Raw genomic sequence first — 16652 nt, 5'->3', positions numbered from 1 at the left:
CGCACGTAGTAGCAACAGAGAACGCTGTTCTCACAAACGAATTAACGGCACTGTTTTTTGTTCAGTTTTGAAGGATGAATTCCTTCTCTATAGGTAAGCAATCTTGTTCTTTGAAAACTGGATAATATCGTATAAAAGTAACCAAGCAATAACCGAGTAATCGCCATTTTAGGTTAAGTTAGAAAGGGCGCACGGTGGATGCCTTGGCACTAGGAGCCGAAGAAGGACGGGACTAACTCCGATATGCTCCGGGGAGCTGTAAGTAAGCGTTAATCCGGAGATTTCCGAATGGGGAAACCCACTGTTCGTAATGGAACAGTATCCCTACCTGAATCCATAGGGTAGGAGAAGGCACACCCGGGGAACTGAAACATCTAAGTACCTGGAGGAAGAGAAAGCAAACGCGATTCCCTGAGTAGCGGCGAGCGAAACGGGAACAGCCCAAACCAGAAGGCTTGCCTTCTGGGGTTGTAGGACACTCTATACGGAGTTACAAAAGAACGGTGTAGGCGAAGAGGTCTGGAAAGGCCCATCAGAGAAGGTAACAATCCTGTAGCCGAAACATCGTTCTCTCCAGAGTGGATCCTGAGTACGGCGGAACACGTGAAATTCCGTCGGAATCCGGGAGGACCATCTCCCAAGGCTAAATACTCCCTAGTGACCGATAGTGAACCAGTACCGTGAGGGAAAGGTGAAAAGCACCCCGGAAGGGGAGTGAAAGAGAACCTGAAACCGTGTGCCTACAAGTAGTCAGAGCCCGTTAATGGGTGATGGCGTGCCTTTTGTAGAATGAACCGGCGAGTTGCGATTTCATGCGAGGTTAAGCCGTAAAGGCGGAGCCGCAGCGAAAGCGAGTCTGAATAGGGCGCATGAGTATGAGGTCGCAGACCCGAAACCAGGTGATCTACCCATGTCCAGGGTGAAGGTAAGGTAACACTTACTGGAGGCCCGAACCCACGCACGTTGAAAAGTGCGGGGATGAGGTGTGGGTAGCGGTGAAATTCCAATCGAACCTGGAGATAGCTGGTTCTCTCCGAAATAGCTTTAGGGCTAGCCTCAAGGGAAGAGTCTTGGAGGTAGAGCACTGTTTGGACTAGGGGCCCCCCTCGGGTTACCGAATTCAGACAAACTCCGAATGCCAAAGACTTATCCTTGGGAGTCAGACTGCGAGTGATAAGATCCGTAGTCAAGAGGGAAACAGCCCAGACCACCAGCTAAGGTCCCCAAGTATACGTTAAGTGGAAAAGGATGTGGAGTTGCTTAGACAACCAGGATGTTGGCTTAGAAGCAGCCACCATTTAAAGAGTGCGTAATAGCTCACTGGTCGAGTGACTCTGCGCCGAAAATGTACCGGGGCTAAACGTATCACCGAAGCTGTGGATGGACACCTTGTGGTGTCCGTGGTAGGAGAGCGTTCTAAGGGCGGTGAAGCAAGACCGGAAGGACTTGTGGAGCGCTTAGAAGTGAGAATGCCGGTATGAGTAGCGAAAGAAGGGTGAGAATCCCTTCCACCGAATGCCTAAGGTTTCCTGAGGAAGGCTCGTCCTCTCAGGGTTAGTCGGGACCTAAGCCGAGGCCGATAGGCGTAGGCGATGGACAACAGGTTGATATTCCTGTACCACCTCTTCACCATTTGAGCAATGGGGGGACGCAGGAGGATAGGGCAAGCGCACAGTTGGTTGTGCGTCCAAGCAGTTAGGCCGGTGATGAGGCAAATCCCATCACCATCAAGGCGGAGCTGTGACGGCGAGGGAAGTTTAGTACCGAAGTTCCTGATTCCACACTGCCAAGAAAAGCCTCTAGCGAGGTGAAAGGTGCCCGTACCGCAAACCGACACAGGTAGGCGAGGAGAGAATCCTAAGGTGAGCGAGTGAACTCTCGTTAAGGAACTCGGCAAAATGACCCCGTAACTTCGGGAGAAGGGGTGCTCTTTGGGGTGCATAGCCCTGAGGAGCCGCAGTGAATAGGCCCAGGCGACTGTTTAGCAAAAACACAGGTCTCTGCGAAGCCGTAAGGCGAAGTATAGGGGCTGACGCCTGCCCGGTGCTGGAAGGTTAAGAGGAGGGGTTAGCTCACGCGAAGCTCTGAATTGAAGCCCCAGTAAACGGCGGCCGTAACTATAACGGTCCTAAGGTAGCGAAATTCCTTGTCGGGTAAGTTCCGACCCGCACGAAAGGCGTAACGATCTGGGCACTGTCTCAACGAGAGACTCGGTGAAATTATAGTACCTGTGAAGATGCAGGTTACCCGCGACAGGACGGAAAGACCCCGTGGAGCTTTACTGCAGCCTGATATTGAATTTCGGCACAGCTTGTACAGGATAGGTAGGAGCCTTTGAAACCGGAGCGCCAGCTTCGGTGGAGGCGTCGGTGGGATACTACCCTGGCTGTGTTGAACTTCTAACCCGCACCCGTGATCCGGGTGGGAGACAGTGTCAGGCGGGCAGTTTGACTGGGGCGGTCGCCTCCTAAAGAGTAACGGAGGCGCCCAAAGGTTCCCTCAGAATGGTTGGAAATCATTCGCAGAGTGTAAAGGCACAAGGGAGCTTGACTGCGAGACCTACAAGTCGAGCAGGGACGAAAGTCGGGCTTAGTGATCCGGTGGTTCCGCATGGAAGGGCCATCGCTCAACGGATAAAAGCTACCCCGGGGATAACAGGCTTATCTCCCCCAAGAGTCCACATCGACGGGGAGGTTTGGCACCTCGATGTCGGCTCATCGCATCCTGGGGCTGTAGTCGGTCCCAAGGGTTGGGCTGTTCGCCCATTAAAGCGGTACGCGAGCTGGGTTCAGAACGTCGTGAGACAGTTCGGTCCCTATCCGTCGCGGGCGCAGGAAATTTGAGAGGAGCTGTCCTTAGTACGAGAGGACCGGGATGGACGCACCGCTGGTGTACCAGTTGTCTTGCCAAAGGCATCGCTGGGTAGCTATGTGCGGACGGGATAAGTGCTGAAAGCATCTAAGCATGAAGCCCCCCTCAAGATGAGATTTCCCATAGCGCAAGCTAGTAAGATCCCTGAAAGATGATCAGGTAGATAGGTTCGAGGTGGAAGCGTGGCGACACGTGGAGCTGACGAATACTAATCGATCGAGGACTTATCCTAAATGATACGCCTAACGGCGTCACACATGAAATGGCACGGAGTTGCCGGTTACTTGAACATATTATCCAGTTTTGAAAGAACAAAAAAAGCTTGCTAAATAAGAAGATTTTGCTATAATAGTAAATGTCTTAAATAGTCTGGTGGCGATAGCGAAGAGGTCACACCCGTTCCCATCCCGAACACGGAAGTTAAGCTCTTCAGCGCCGATGGTAGTTGGGGGATTCCCCCTGTGAGAGTAGGACGTTGCCAGGCGACTTGTTTTTTAGTCAATGTGTTGTACATCTGCAGCTAGAAATTATTCCGCAGTAGCTCAGTGGTAGAGCAATCGGCTGTTAACCGATCGGTCGCAAGTTCGAATCTTGCCTGCGGAGCCATGCTTCCATAGCTCAGCAGGTAGAGCACTTCCATGGTAAGGAAGAGGTCACCGGTTCGAGCCCGGTTGGAAGCTTACTATTTTTTGAGAATGGCCCCTTGGTCAAGCGGTTAAGACACCGCCCTTTCACGGCGGTAACACGGGTTCGAATCCCGTAGGGGTCATCATTTATGGAGGATTAGCTCAGCTGGGAGAGCACCTGCCTTACAAGCAGGGGGTCGGCGGTTCGATCCCGTCATCCTCCACCATTGCTATTTATATCTATGCCGGTGTAGCTCAATTGGTAGAGCAACTGACTTGTAATCAGTAGGTTGGGGGTTCAAGTCCTCTTGCCGGCACCACTTTATTGTGGAGGGGTAGCGAAGTGGCTAAACGCGGCGGACTGTAAATCCGCTCCCTCAGGGTTCGGCGGTTCGAATCCGTCCCCCTCCACCAGTTTTTATGAATAAAACAAATGAAATGCGGGCATATTTATAATGTCCTTTTTATTTCGTCTATACTTCATTGGGCTATAGCCAAGCGGTAAGGCAACGGACTTTGACTCCGTCACTCGTTGGTTCGAATCCAGCTAGCCCAGCCATAACGAGCCATTAGCTCAGTTGGTAGAGCATCTGACTTTTAATCAGAGGGTCGAAGGTTCGAGTCCTTCATGGCTCACTCTTTAAAAAGCTGTTTTAGTTATTCAACTAAAACAGCTTTTTTCTTGTGAAAAATGTGAATAATTATCCATAAAAGTGTCCAGTTGAGTCAAGTTCTTTCTTTCGGTTAAAATAAAGCGAGCAACATGAAAGGAGAGTTCTTATGACTAATGAAAAGAAAATAGCAATCATCGGAGTACCGATGGATTTAGGACAGTTACGCAGAGGGGTAGACATGGGTCCTAGTGCTATCCGCTATGCAGGTATAAGTGAACGTCTAGAAGGTTTGCAATATGAAGTAGAAGATTGCGGTGACATTGAAATTAACAAAAAGCTTTCTGTTCATAGCGAAAATACAAATTTAAAGAACCTGAAAGCGGTTGCCGAAGCAAGCCATCAGTTGGCCGAAAAAGTAGACAACGTTATCCAATCAGGCAGCTTTCCTCTTGTGCTTGGCGGTGACCATAGTATTGCTATCGGAACACTGGCCGGTGTAGCTAAACATTATAATAACTTAGGCGTTATTTGGTACGATGCGCATGGTGATCTAAATACAGCAGAAACTTCTCCTACAGGAAATATTCATGGTATGCCATTAGCTGTCAGCATTGGTCTTGGCCATGAAGATCTTACTGGTATTTATGGGGATTCTCCAAAAGTAAAACCGGAAAATGTGGTTATCATCGGCGCTCGGGATCTGGACGAAGGAGAAAAAGCCCTTATTAAGGAAAAAGGCATAAAAGTATATACCATGCATGAAGTTGATCGTTTAGGAATGACAAGAGTCATTGAAGAAACGATCGAGTACTTAAAGGAAAGAACAGATGGCGTTCATTTGTCACTTGACTTGGATGGACTTGATCCAAGTGATGCACCGGGAGTTGGTACACCAGTCATTGGCGGAATTAGCTACCGGGAAAGTCATTTGGCGATGGAGATGCTTTCAGAAAGCGGGTTAATTACTTCAGCGGAGTTTGTGGAAGTGAATCCAATTCTCGATGAGAAAAATAAAACCGCCTCTGTAGCGGTCGCTTTAATGGCCTCTTTATTTGGAAGCAAGCTTCTATAAGAAGGCAAAAAATAACCGGAACCTGGCTTCATGCCAACGGTTCCGGTTATTTTAATTGTTCGAATTGGTTTAGCAGTTGATCAAGACGTACGCTGATTTCTACTACTTTTTTATCGGAGAAGGATGTTTTCATAGCCAAATTCACCATATGATTCCGACAATCTTCAATTTCCTCTAGTAATTCCGCTGCAGCCATCGCTCTTATTCAACTCCCGCCGTCTAAATTAATTACATTTACTATACCCTTTTACAAAAAAATGTAAACATTTTTTTGTAATTTGTTATGATAGAGTTGTGCTTTTTTGAAACCTTTTTAGATGATAATCGTATGAAAAGATACCTGCGAGGGCAGGAGGTAAAAAAATAATGGAGTTAATTGTCCAAAGAAGGATCAAGCAAGTTTTAAAGGGTGATCAAAATGCCTTTGGTGAGATCGTAGAACTTTACAAAGATAAGGTATATCAAATCTGCTTCCGGATGCTATGGGATCGTCACGAGGCAGAGGATGCCGCACAGGAAGCGTTTATTAAAGCGTTTGTTAATATCCATACGTATGACCCTGGAAAGAAATTCGCCACATGGCTTTATAGGATTGCGACCAACCTTTGTATTGACCGAATTCGAAAGAAAAAACCGGATTACCATCTTGATGCCGAAATTTCGGGTACAGAAGGTCTCAACATGTATTCGCAAGTTGCCTCTACGGAAGAACTTCCGGAAGAAGCAGTGGAAAATCTGGAGCTGCAAGAAATCATCCAGTCAGCTATCTTTAATCTTCCTGAGAAATACAGGTCAGTCATCGTCTTAAAATATATCGAAGAGCTGCAGCTGCAAGAGATTGCAGATATTTTGGAATTGCCTTTGGGTACGGTAAAAACACGTATACATAGAGGGCGGGAAGCACTTCGTAAGTATTTGCGGAATATGTGAGAAGGGATGTGTGAAATCATGGCTTCTTGTCAAAAAGAGATCGTTCGCTTGATGCATAGTTATTTAGATGGGGAGCTTATTTCTGGAGAACAGCGCGAGTTAAAAGCACATTTACAAGCATGTGATGATTGCCGTCAGCATTTCTTAGAGCTAAAGAAAACCATTGCGCTTGTACAAAGTCTGTCTCATATAAAAGCTCCTGAAAGATTTACAGAAAAAGTCGTGCTCTCCTTGCCAAAAGAAACGAGAGTGATTGGTGTTCAACGCTGGATTAGAAAGCATCCGTTTTTCACGGCAGCTTCTTTGTTTTTCGCTTTAACGACGGGGGGCCTTTTATCCTCGTGGCAACAGGAAGCAGATAATTTTGCTTTCACTAAGTACGACAATCTTCATATCGAAAACGATACAGTAATCGTCCCGGCCGGCGAAAAAGTGCAGGGAGATATTGTTGTGAGAAATGGCGATATTCGAATTGAAGGAGAGGTACAAGGTGACGTTACTGTCATTAACGGTGAAAAGTACATGGCTTCCGCTGGAAACGTCACAGGTGAAATTGAAGAGATTGATGAAGCTTTCGGCTGGATGTGGTTCAAATTAAAGAAAGCAGTAGTAGGTGTGTTCGAGTAGAAAAAAGAACGCCTATTTTCTAAAGAACCAGCTTTGTCCCTTTTCATTCTGACTTTTCGGCAGACTGTGTTATAATATGCTGGTTAAGTAAAGATAAAGCCTCTGTACGGCTGCAGTCATTACATTATTGGAGGATGTAATATGCCGTTTTCAAACTACTTCGAAAATTTTACAGTGTTGGATTATTTATCCAATGCGCTTGATATACTGCTTGTTTGGTTTGTTGTTTATAAACTTTTAATGGTCATACGCGGCACGAAAGCCGTTCAGCTCGTGAAAGGTATTTTTGTTATTATAGTCGTACGGGGGTTAAGCGGGCTGCTCGGACTCGATACATTAAGCTGGATTATGGAACAAGCATTAACGTGGGGGTTCCTGGCGGTTATTATTATTTTCCAGCCTGAGGTGCGCCGGGCCCTGGAGCAGCTTGGAAGGGGAAGCATCTTTTCTCGGAATGTGGCACAGGAAGATAAAGAGCAGCGGGATTTAATAGAAGCGCTCACCAAGTCGGTCAGCTATATGGCCAAAAGACGAATTGGTGCTCTTATCTCCATAGAAAAAGAGACAGGCATGAACGATTATATCGAAACGGGAATTCCTTTGCATTCAGCCGTGACATCAGAACTGCTGATCAACATCTTTATTCCCAATACTCCACTTCATGACGGGGCTGTCATTATACAGAAAAACCAAATAGCTGCCGCTGCCTGCTATTTGCCGCTGTCAGAGAGCCCATTTATCTCAAAAGAGCTTGGCACGAGACACAGAGCGGCATTGGGCATCAGCGAAGTGACCGACAGCATCACGATTATTGTTTCTGAGGAAACTGGGGCCGTTTCGGTTACAAAAAATGGTGACTTATTCCGTGACTTGGCCGCTGAGGATTTTGAAAAACTGTTAAGTCACGAGTTGCTTAAAACGCAAAGCGATTCCTCAAACCGGTGGATCTGGAGGGGGAGAAAAAGCGATGGATAAATTTGTGGAAAGCTCCTGGTTTGTGCGTATCGTTGCTTTACTTCTAACTATTTTGCTGTACATATCTGTGAACTTTAATGATTTTCAATTAATCCAAAAAGCAGATAAATCCTCTCAGACGAACAGTGAAATAATTACCGATGTACCGGTGCAAGCATACTATGATACGGAAAACTTATTTGTTTCGGGCATTCCAGATAAAGTAAAAGTGGAATTGGAAGGACCGAAAAGTATCATTGAATCGGCGAAGCGGTTAAGAGATTTTGAACTTTTCATTGATTTAACAAACACGAGTATAGGAAAGCATCGTGTACCAATTAAATATAAACAGCTGTCTGACAAATTAAAAGTAAGGGTCATTCCGGAAACAGTAGATGTGACTATTGAAGAAAAAGTATCCGACTACTTTGTTGTCAGCCCAGAATTTAACGATAATATGCTGGCAGAAGGATATCAGGAAGAAGCCGTTTCCGTAGATCCGAAGCGAGTAAAAGTGACTGGATCGAAAGCAGCACTTAATAAAATTGTCTATGTGAAAGCGACCCTAGATGTAAAAGAAAAAGTTGACAAAGAAACAACTGGTACAGCCAAGGTACAAGTGCTGGACGGTGAATTAAATAAGCTGGATGTTAAGGTGGAGCCGGAGACGGTGCAAGTATCTATCTCTGTAAAAAATCCAAGCAAAAAAATAGCACTCAGGATGTTTCCGAAAGGAACACCACCGAAGGGAATCAAAATTAAATCCATTAAACCTGAAACAGAAGAGATTACCATTTACGGAAAAGAAGCTATTTTGAAGGAAATGGAAGAGTTAGTTGTTCCAGTGGAAGTGGATGGGATAAAAAAAGACGCGACCATTACTGTGCCAATTGAACTTGGTGAAGGTTTAAACTTTGTTTCTCCGCAAATCATAAAAGTAAAAGTGACAGTCGAAGGAAGTCCGGAAGATGAACCAGAAAAGGAAAGCGGCGAATAAAGCCGTTTGAACAGAAGGTAAAACAAAGGAGAGAATCAATACATGGGAAAGTATTTTGGAACTGATGGAGTAAGAGGCGTGGCGAATACGGAGTTAACACCGGAGCTCGCCTTTAAGTTAGGCAGGTTCGGAGGATATGTGTTAACGAAGAACGCAGATCGCCCGAAAGTTGTGGTAGGCCGTGATACTCGCATTTCCGGCCATATGCTGGAAGGGGCTCTTGTTGCCGGCCTCTTGTCCATCGGGGCAGAAGTAATGCGTCTCGGCGTTATTTCCACACCAGGTGTCGCTTATTTAACCAAAGTGATGGATGCGCAAACGGGCGTGATGATCTCAGCTTCTCATAATCCGGTAGGAGACAACGGAATTAAGTTCTTCGGTCCAGATGGCTTCAAATTATCCGATGAGCAGGAAGAAGAAATTGAGGCTCTCCTCGACCAAGAAACAGATCATTTGCCGCGGCCGACAGGTGCGAACCTTGGCCAGGTCAGCGATTATTTCGAAGGCGGTCAAAAATATATCCAGTACTTGAAACAGTCGGTGGATGAAGACTTCTCTGGCATTCACATCGCACTTGATTGCGCACATGGGGCCACTTCTTCGCTAGCTCCCCACCTGTATGCCGACTTAGAGGCAGATATTTCAACGATGGGGACGTCTCCTAACGGCTTAAATATTAACGATGGAGTCGGCTCTACGCATCCAGAGGCGCTAGCTGCTTTCTTGTTGGAGAAAAAAGCAGATGTCGGTTTATCTTTTGACGGCGATGGTGACCGCTTAATTGCTATCGATGAAAAAGGTAATATTGTAGACGGCGATCAAATTATGTTTATCTGTGCTAAATATATGCATGAACAAGGACAGCTGAATCAGTCTGTTGTTGTTTCAACGGTTATGAGCAATCTTGGGTTTTACAAAGGATTGGAAGCTCTCGGTATCCAAAGCGTACAAACAGCAGTCGGCGACCGCTATGTAGTGGAGGCAATGAAAAAGGATCAATATAATCTTGGCGGAGAACAGTCTGGCCATATTGTCTTCCTTGACTACAACACGACGGGTGACGGCTTACTAACAGGTTTACAGCTTGTTAATATTATGAAGATGACGAAAAAACCTTTATCAGAGCTTGCAGCGGAAATGAAGAAGTACCCGCAGATTTTAGAGAATGTACGGGTGACTGATAAGTATAAAGTAGCGGAAAATGAACAAGTAAAAGCTGTTATTTCTGAGGTAGAAGCAGAGATGAATGGAAACGGACGCGTGCTTGTTCGACCATCTGGCACAGAACCGCTCGTTCGCGTGATGGTCGAAGCGCAAACAGAAGAACAATGTAAGTTATTTGTTGAGCGGATTGCTGATGTTGTTAAAGCAGAAATGGGCCTGAACGAATAGAAGAATGTTTCACTAACGGGGTATCCGGGAATGACAAAAAAGAGACGCACCTAAGCGTCTCTTTTTTCATATAAATGTAATAATATTGGCTTTCTGTTAAAAAAGAAAATAGTAGTTGACGGCGGGAAATTGGGTAGTGTATGATAATCCTGTTTTACAAATGAAGTAAAGAAAGGAGAAGAGCCCACTTTATACTAGTTTATTTTATAAAGCGCCTGAACTAGCGGGAGAGAGCCTGACTAGTTGACGAGGAGGAGGTTTATCGAAATGTTCGGCGGATGCCTCCCGGTTGATCACCGCACAACCGACAGTCCTTCCTTAAATCACGAGGGTAACCTTGTGGACAAAGGGAATGGAAATGCGGAACAAAAAAAGAGAATAGAAAAAGAAGAGCGGCAAATAAGCGCTCTGCTTTTGCCTGCCTTCTTTATAGGAGGAACATTTTATGTGCGGAATTGTTGGTTATATCGGCTATAAGGATGCGAAAGAAATCTTATTGAGCGGATTGGAAAAGCTGGAGTACCGGGGCTATGACTCTGCGGGCATTGCCATTAGAGATGCACAGGATGTGCATGTGTTTAAAGAAAAAGGACGGATTGCTGATCTGCGCAAGATCGTAGACGAGAAGGTAAGCGCAGTAACAGGAATCGGCCATACACGCTGGGCGACTCACGGCGTGCCAAGCAGAGAGAATGCTCATCCTCATCAAAGCTTATCCGGCCGGTTTACACTCGTTCACAATGGTGTAATCGAAAACTATGAGCAGCTTAAAAAAGAGTATTTGCTCGATGTACCGCTCAAAAGCGACACCGACACAGAAGTGATTGTTCAGTTGATTGAACTTTTTGTCCATGAAGGCCTGGAAACAGAGGTAGCCTTTCGTAAAACGCTGCAGCTGCTGAAAGGTTCTTATGCAATCGGTTTGCTGGATAGAGAAGACCCGGAAACGATTTTCGCAGCTAAAAATAAAAGTCCACTTCTTGTCGGTCTCGGAGAAGGATTTAACGTGATTGCCTCCGATGCCATGGCAATGATTCAAGTAACAGACCAGTTTGTAGAATTAATGGACAAAGAAGTGGTCATCGTGACAAAGGAAAAAGTAATAATTGAAAATTTAAACGGCGAAGAAGTTCAACGTGCCCCTTATACAGCGGAACTGGATGCCAGCGATATCGAAAAAGGCACGTATCCGCATTACATGCTGAAAGAAATTGATGAGCAGCCGCTTGTAGTAAGAAAGCTGATCCAAGCCTATCAAAACGAGCAAGAAGAGCTGACAGTCGATAAAGAAATCATTGAAGCGATCAAAGGAGCCGACCGTTTATATATCATAGCTTGCGGAACGAGCTACCATGCCGGACTTGTTGGCAAACAATATTTAGAAAAGCTAGCAAAAATCCCGACAGAAGTGCATGTGGCAAGTGAGTTTGTCTACAACATGCCGCTTCTATCTAAAAACCCATTATTTATCTTTATTTCTCAAAGTGGGGAAACAGCAGACAGCCGTGCAGTGCTTGTAAAAGTGAAAGAGATGGGCTATCAGGCCTTAACGATTACAAATGTTCAAGGCTCCACCCTTTCTCGTGAAGCGGATTATACACTATTGCTTCATGCAGGCCCTGAGATCGCTGTTGCTTCTACCAAGGCCTACACAGCCCAAGTATCTGTACTCGCGATCTTAGCGAACGCTGTGGCCGAATCACTCGGCATTAAAACAGAATTTAACCTTGTCCATGAACTGGGCATTGTGGCAAACGCGATGGAAATGCTTTGCGATACGAAAGATGAGTTTGAACAAATTGCTAGGGACTACCTTGCAACGACACGCAACTGCTTCTTCATCGGTCGCTCCATTGACTATTACGTTGGCCTTGAAGGCGCCTTAAAGCTGAAGGAAATCTCTTATATTCAAGCGGAAGGCTTTGCTGGGGGAGAATTAAAGCACGGAACCATCGCTTTAATTGAAGACGGTACACCAGTGATTGCCTTAGCTACTCAGGAAAAAGTCAGCTTGAGCATTCGCGGCAATGTGAAGGAAGTAACAGCCCGTGGCGCAAACCCTTGCATTATTTCTATGAAAGGCCTGGAAAGCGAAGAGGACCGCTTCGTGATTCCGGCTGTTCATGAATTTCTTACACCGCTTGTTTCTGTGGTGCCATTACAGCTGATCGCTTACTATGCAGCCTTGCACCGCGACTGTGACGTTGATAAGCCGCGTAATCTGGCAAAGAGTGTGACAGTGGAGTAATTGATTGGCATAGAGGCTGATTTTTGTGGCTTTGAAATAAAGTTATATCGTTTATAAAGAATCATACCGTTTCACCCCTTTAGATTATCTAAAGGGGTGTATTTATAGTGAAAAGAAAAAGAACATCTGAAATTGAAAAATCGATTAAGGAACTGTTGAGTGACAATAAGTTGTTCCATTAAAAGGCTAGATTGTGGAGTAATGAAAAAAGCCCAATTTCTCAATTTTAGTGTGGAGGAATTGGGCTTTAAATATTGAGATTTCTTATCGTTGTAAATCCGTATTCTCTTGGTCGTACTCTTCAATGATCAAATGAGAGTCTTAATTTGGTTGAACATTAAGTATGATAATACACAAAGTAAGGCTCTCTGCTTCAAAAATAAAGAAAATGCAGTCATAACTCTCATATTTCTTTATTTTTTCTCGTTAGATTGCTTTAGTAATACTCTTATCGCTTTTCTCTTCTTTATCTTTCATACGTCTAAAGATGGTTGCCAAAATGGGGCCTGAAATATTATGCCATACACTGAAGATTGCGCTTGGTACTGCTGCTAAAGGTGAAAAATGAGCAGTTGCAAGGGCGACACCTAATCCAGAATTTTGCATGCCAACTTCGATTGCGACTGCTTTCTTCTTTGATAAATTCATTTTGAACAATTTTCCAAATAGGTAACCTAAGAAATAACCAAGTGTGTTGTGCAAAATAACAACCGCAAAAATTAGCAAACCTGTTTCGGCGATTTTTGCTTGGCTTCCGGCAACAACGGCTGATACAATGGCTACGATTGCAATTACTGAAACCAACGGTAACACTTTCACGCTTGCTTGTGCTTGTTTTTTAAATGTTTTTTGGACTATGATTCCTAAGATAATCGGAAGTAAGACAACTTGCACAATCGAAATGAATAAAGAGCTTGGGGCTATATCAACCCATTCACTGGCGAATAATAAAATAAGTGCCGGTGTAACAAAGGGGGCCAGTATAGTTGTTATAGACGTAATAGTTACAGAAAGTGCAACATCCCCCTTAGATAAAAACGTCATGACATTCGATGAGGTTCCTCCTGGACAACATCCAACTAATATAACTCCTACTGCCACTTCCGGTGGTAAATTAAATCCTTTCGCCAACAGGTAAGCAAGAGTAGGCATAATAACAAATTGACCAATTACTCCAATGGCAACATCTTTTGGCCTTGTTAATACCTCTTTAAAATCATCTACGGTAATGGTTAAACCCATACCAAACATAACAATTCCTAATAAAATAGTAATATATCCGCCAATCCAGGAAAATGTATTTGGTGACAAAAAAGCAAATGCTGCAAAAATTAATACCCAAATAGCAAATGTACTACTAACAAACTGACTGAAACGTTCTAAAGTTTTCATTTTGTCCCTCTTTTAAAATTAGTTTAATGTGTTGAATTATATAGTAAAAACTGAAAATAAACAATAGTACAATAATTAATCGGTTAACTATGTTAGTTTTAATTATTGATTTTTATATAAAATTTAGACATTCTGATTAGAATATTTAAATCTATGGAAGTTAATTATTATCTTAGTAACTGACTTATAGTAACTCCAAGTATTAGTAGAAGGCTAATATAATCATTAAATAACTTTAAAACCACCTATCAATTTAAGCGATAGGTGGTTATTGCATTTATAAGATCATAATTAAATAACTTTATTATCTGTTTTCATTTGTATAGATTTGAAATAGAGTAGAGCGTGGTTTCCTAGATGATCCTTAAATAGAGATTAAAGAGCAGTCCAGCCGCCGTCGATAACTAATTCAGACCCTGTCATAAAGCGAGACTCATCGGAGGCTAAGAAAAGTGCACCATAAGCAATGTCTCCTGGTTCGCCAAAGTATGGAAGTTGTGTATAGGTTTTATAGTAAGGAAGTGCATCTTTCATCGTTGGTTCTGTCATCGGTGTGACAACAATGCCTGGATGCAAAGAATTGACGCGAATTTTATCTTTTCCGTATTCAACAGCTGCTGATTTTGATAAGACACGAAGGGCGCCCTTTGCTGCTGTATATGGGCTTGTACCAGCCATACCGACAAGGCCGCCGATTGAAGAAATATTGATGATGGAACCGCCGCCTGCTTTTTTCATTTCAGGGATGACATATTTCATTCCGATTACGCAGCCATTTAAGTCAATATCCAAAATTTTATTCCATTCATCCATTTCCATGTTTGCAATTGTTTTTGGTGATGAAACACCTGCATTATTAACAAGGATATCGACTTTTCCGTATAAATTCACTGCTTCCTCAATGATAGATTTCCATTCCTCTTCAGATGTAACATCATGTTTAATGGCGACAGCCTCGCCGCCATTTTCCTTAATTTCCTTTACGACTTGATTTAAAGGTTCTACTTGAACATCTGTTGCGATCACTTTTGCTCCTTCTTTTGCAAATAATATTGCTTCAGAAGCACCCATCCCCATCGCAGCTCCAGTAATGATTGCCACTTTTCCGCTTAAACGGCCCATATATAAACACCCTTTCATTTTTGGATTAAATAAAAAAACTTTTCCATTTATTTCACTCTTCGGTTTTACGAACAATACCATCAGGATAATTTGTAAAGACTCATGCTTTACCTTTTGATACAGGGGAAGTATTCGTTGCTCCTGTCCCAACTATTTTAGCTATCAACGAAGTATTCATAATGAATCCATCCGGATACCGCATCTGTAATAATCGCTACCTTTCCGGCTATTGATCCAGATTTATTTCCTTCAAAATTTTAATATAATAAAGCTTTATAGTTATCACGATATCATGAACATATAAACAACAAGTTGTTTTATCAACGTTGCGTTGATAAAATAATTATAACAGTTGTCTAAAAAAGAGCAATTAACATAGTTTATAGAACAGTTGCTTAATCGACAGTTTATTAATTAGTGTTGTTAAATTAGAAAAAGTAATACAAGGAGATTAAAAATGTCGAAAAAAATGGACCCGCGAGTTGTAAGAACCCGACGAATGTTGAGAGATGCACTCGTAGAATTAATCCGCGAGCGAGGATATGAGAAGATTACAGTTCAAGATATTACAAACCGCGCTACTTTAAATCGTGCTACCTTCTATCTGCATTATCGTGACAAACTTGATCTTCTATATCAAAGTTCAGAGGAAATATTAAATGATTTAACTGAGAGTATTAACTCGTCTTTTGGTGGAAAAGAAGAATTTGACTTTTTAAACGATCAACCGAATGAAAATTTCATCAATCTATTTGAACAGATTTCTTTAAATGGTGAATTATATAAAGTCTTTCTAACCGAAAAAAACATGCCCCACTTTACTTCCTGTTTGATGGAAGTCCTCGTCGATTTTATTTCGAAGGGAATGAATATTATGCAGCCGGATGATCAGATGCTTACTGTACCACGGGAGATCGCTGTGAGGTACTTTGCGGCTGCTTTTCTAGGGGTGATTGTATGGTGGTTAGAAAAGGACATGCCTTATACGCCAAAATATATGGCAACACAATTAATGAGCATTGCAATAAAAGGGCCATACGTTGACAACCCTTTTTAGAGCTGGAGTACAGTCAGGAAAATGGGCTTAACGTTGTAAGTCCGCACTTTCTTAACTGGACCCCGATAATAAAGATTGATTTTAAAAAAAGTCTGACTTTTCATAATAAGGTTGGATAAGTTATAAAAAAGATTGATCAAAGATTTAGTATTGGCGGATTTTTATTCTATAATCAGTCCGAATTAATGAATGTTATTTAGAGGCGAAAGCAAGAAAATTAAAAGATAAGGGAGGTTGTTCACATGAGTTTTTCCGAGTTTGTAGTCCTGTTGCTGATTTATAGTGGGCTTTTGATTTTCTTTTTGGTTCCATTTTCAAAACAAGAACAATCGAAAGATCGTTATCAAGGTCAAATATCTTTTTCCTCCATTTTTAAGGAGAACTTAGTTAAAATGGTCTTTCATAAAAAGGCTGTTTTAGCCTTGGTGTTATTCGTATTTGTGTTAATCAGTATTCATGCAGGATTTGAAGGTGCAGAATGGCATTACAATGCTCATAGTGGTTACCCTCCAATCAGTAACAAATTACCGGCTTTATACTCTATGGGTAGTATAGTTATATATACGGGCGTTCTTTTGCTGTCACTTGGATACATGAGAACTTTACAGAGCATGAAGAGTGTAAAATAGAAGGCGTAAAAAAGACAGCATAGATCCCGTAATCAGGCGCTTTAATGGGATAAGGATTATAGAAATGATCGAACTTTTTTATAAAAGAATGTATTCCCAAGCTACATAAAGTTTGCTATGG

General features: G+C 43.1%; 12 protein-coding genes, 8 tRNA genes and 2 rRNA genes. 19 read left to right on the top strand and 3 right to left on the bottom strand.

Annotated elements, in window-relative coordinates; all coding sequences use genetic code 11:
• Nucleotides 1-171: 171 nt before the first annotated feature.
• The 11 genes from MKZ02_RS01735 (at nt 172) to rocF (ending at nt 5183) form a co-directional block, all read left to right on the top strand.
• A 23S ribosomal RNA gene (locus MKZ02_RS01735) occupies nt 172-3103 on the top strand.
• A gap of 136 nt (nt 3104-3239) precedes the next feature.
• Nucleotides 3240-3355, top strand: a 5S ribosomal RNA gene (gene rrf / locus MKZ02_RS01730).
• A 47-nt stretch (nt 3356-3402) separates the two neighbouring features.
• Nucleotides 3403-3477, top strand: a tRNA-Asn gene (locus MKZ02_RS01725).
• A 1-nt stretch (nt 3478) separates the two neighbouring features.
• Nucleotides 3479-3551: transfer RNA gene (locus MKZ02_RS01720), tRNA-Thr, on the top strand.
• 17 nt (nt 3552-3568) lie between these two features.
• Nucleotides 3569-3640 (top strand) — tRNA-Glu (locus tag MKZ02_RS01715).
• An 8-nt stretch (nt 3641-3648) separates the two neighbouring features.
• A tRNA-Val gene (locus MKZ02_RS01710) sits at nt 3649-3724 on the top strand.
• A 17-nt stretch (nt 3725-3741) separates the two neighbouring features.
• Nucleotides 3742-3817 (top strand) — tRNA-Thr (locus tag MKZ02_RS01705).
• A 9-nt stretch (nt 3818-3826) separates the two neighbouring features.
• A tRNA-Tyr gene (locus tag MKZ02_RS01700) sits at nt 3827-3911 on the top strand.
• Nucleotides 3912-3981: 70 nt separating this feature from the next.
• Nucleotides 3982-4056 (top strand) — tRNA-Gln (locus MKZ02_RS01695).
• A 4-nt stretch (nt 4057-4060) separates the two neighbouring features.
• Nucleotides 4061-4133 (top strand) — tRNA-Lys (locus MKZ02_RS01690).
• A 144-nt stretch (nt 4134-4277) separates the two neighbouring features.
• Nucleotides 4278-5183: an arginase gene (gene rocF, locus MKZ02_RS01685; protein WP_120035889.1), complete on the top strand. Its 906-nt coding sequence runs from the start codon at nt 4278-4280 to the stop codon at nt 5181-5183.
• Nucleotides 5184-5229: 46 nt separating this feature from the next.
• On the opposite strand, the gene MKZ02_RS01680 is transcribed toward rocF, so the two are convergent.
• Nucleotides 5230-5379 (bottom strand): aspartyl-phosphate phosphatase Spo0E family protein, encoded by a 150-nt coding sequence (locus tag MKZ02_RS01680; RefSeq protein ID WP_120035890.1) that lies wholly within the window; start codon nt 5377-5379, stop codon nt 5230-5232.
• A gap of 170 nt (nt 5380-5549) precedes the next feature.
• Between MKZ02_RS01680 and sigW the strand changes: the two genes are divergently transcribed.
• The 6 genes from sigW to glmS all read left to right on the top strand — a co-directional run bounded on the left by sigW (nt 5550) and on the right by glmS (nt 12331).
• Nucleotides 5550-6113 (top strand): RNA polymerase sigma factor SigW, encoded by a 564-nt coding sequence (gene sigW, locus MKZ02_RS01675; RefSeq protein ID WP_120035891.1) that lies wholly within the window; start codon nt 5550-5552, stop codon nt 6111-6113.
• A gap of 18 nt (nt 6114-6131) precedes the next feature.
• Nucleotides 6132-6740, top strand: coding sequence for an anti-sigma factor family protein (locus MKZ02_RS01670; RefSeq protein WP_120035892.1), 609 nt, complete (start codon nt 6132-6134; stop codon nt 6738-6740).
• Between the two features lie 141 nt (nt 6741-6881).
• A complete protein-coding gene (gene cdaA / locus MKZ02_RS01665) occupies nt 6882-7715 on the top strand; it encodes a diadenylate cyclase CdaA (protein WP_120035893.1) in 834 nt (277 codons plus the stop codon).
• Nucleotides 7708-8691 (top strand): CdaR family protein, encoded by a 984-nt coding sequence (locus MKZ02_RS01660; protein ID WP_120035894.1) that lies wholly within the window; start codon nt 7708-7710, stop codon nt 8689-8691. The genes cdaA and MKZ02_RS01660 overlap by 8 nt, the downstream gene beginning before the upstream one ends.
• 42 nt (nt 8692-8733) lie before the next feature.
• On the top strand, nt 8734-10083 hold the full coding sequence (gene glmM, locus MKZ02_RS01655) for a phosphoglucosamine mutase (RefSeq protein ID WP_120035895.1): 1350 nt from the start codon (nt 8734-8736) through the stop codon (nt 10081-10083).
• A gap of 445 nt (nt 10084-10528) precedes the next feature.
• Nucleotides 10529-12331 carry a glutamine--fructose-6-phosphate transaminase (isomerizing) gene (glmS, locus tag MKZ02_RS01650; RefSeq protein WP_340851551.1) on the top strand — a complete coding sequence of 601 codons (1803 nt, stop codon included), beginning with the start codon at nt 10529-10531 and terminating at the stop codon, nt 12329-12331.
• Between the two features lie 426 nt (nt 12332-12757).
• Here the strand turns inward: glmS and MKZ02_RS01645 are convergent, their stop codons facing one another.
• On the bottom strand, nt 12758-13723 hold the full coding sequence (locus tag MKZ02_RS01645) for a bile acid:sodium symporter family protein (RefSeq protein WP_120035898.1): 966 nt from the start codon (nt 13721-13723) through the stop codon (nt 12758-12760).
• Nucleotides 13724-14098: 375 nt separating this feature from the next.
• Nucleotides 14099-14845, bottom strand: a complete 747-nt coding sequence (locus tag MKZ02_RS01640) for an SDR family NAD(P)-dependent oxidoreductase (protein ID WP_340851550.1) — start codon at nt 14843-14845, stop codon at nt 14099-14101.
• A gap of 457 nt (nt 14846-15302) precedes the next feature.
• Here MKZ02_RS01640 and MKZ02_RS01635 point away from each other — a divergent pair, with 457 nt between their 5' ends.
• Both MKZ02_RS01635 and MKZ02_RS01630 read left to right on the top strand, forming a co-directional pair.
• Complete coding sequence (locus MKZ02_RS01635) at nt 15303-15902, top strand: TetR/AcrR family transcriptional regulator (protein WP_120035900.1); 600 nt, start codon at nt 15303-15305, stop codon at nt 15900-15902.
• 242 nt (nt 15903-16144) lie between these two features.
• Nucleotides 16145-16531, top strand: a complete 387-nt coding sequence (locus MKZ02_RS01630; RefSeq protein ID WP_340851547.1) for a hypothetical protein — start codon at nt 16145-16147, stop codon at nt 16529-16531.
• The last annotated feature ends 121 nt before the right edge of the window (nt 16532-16652 follow it).

The sequence above is a fragment of the Pseudobacillus sp. FSL P4-0506 genome (assembly GCF_038003025.1).
Classification (GTDB): Bacteria; Bacillota; Bacilli; order Bacillales; family Domibacillaceae; genus Pseudobacillus.
This window is presented reverse-complemented; position numbering and strand designations above follow the sequence as displayed.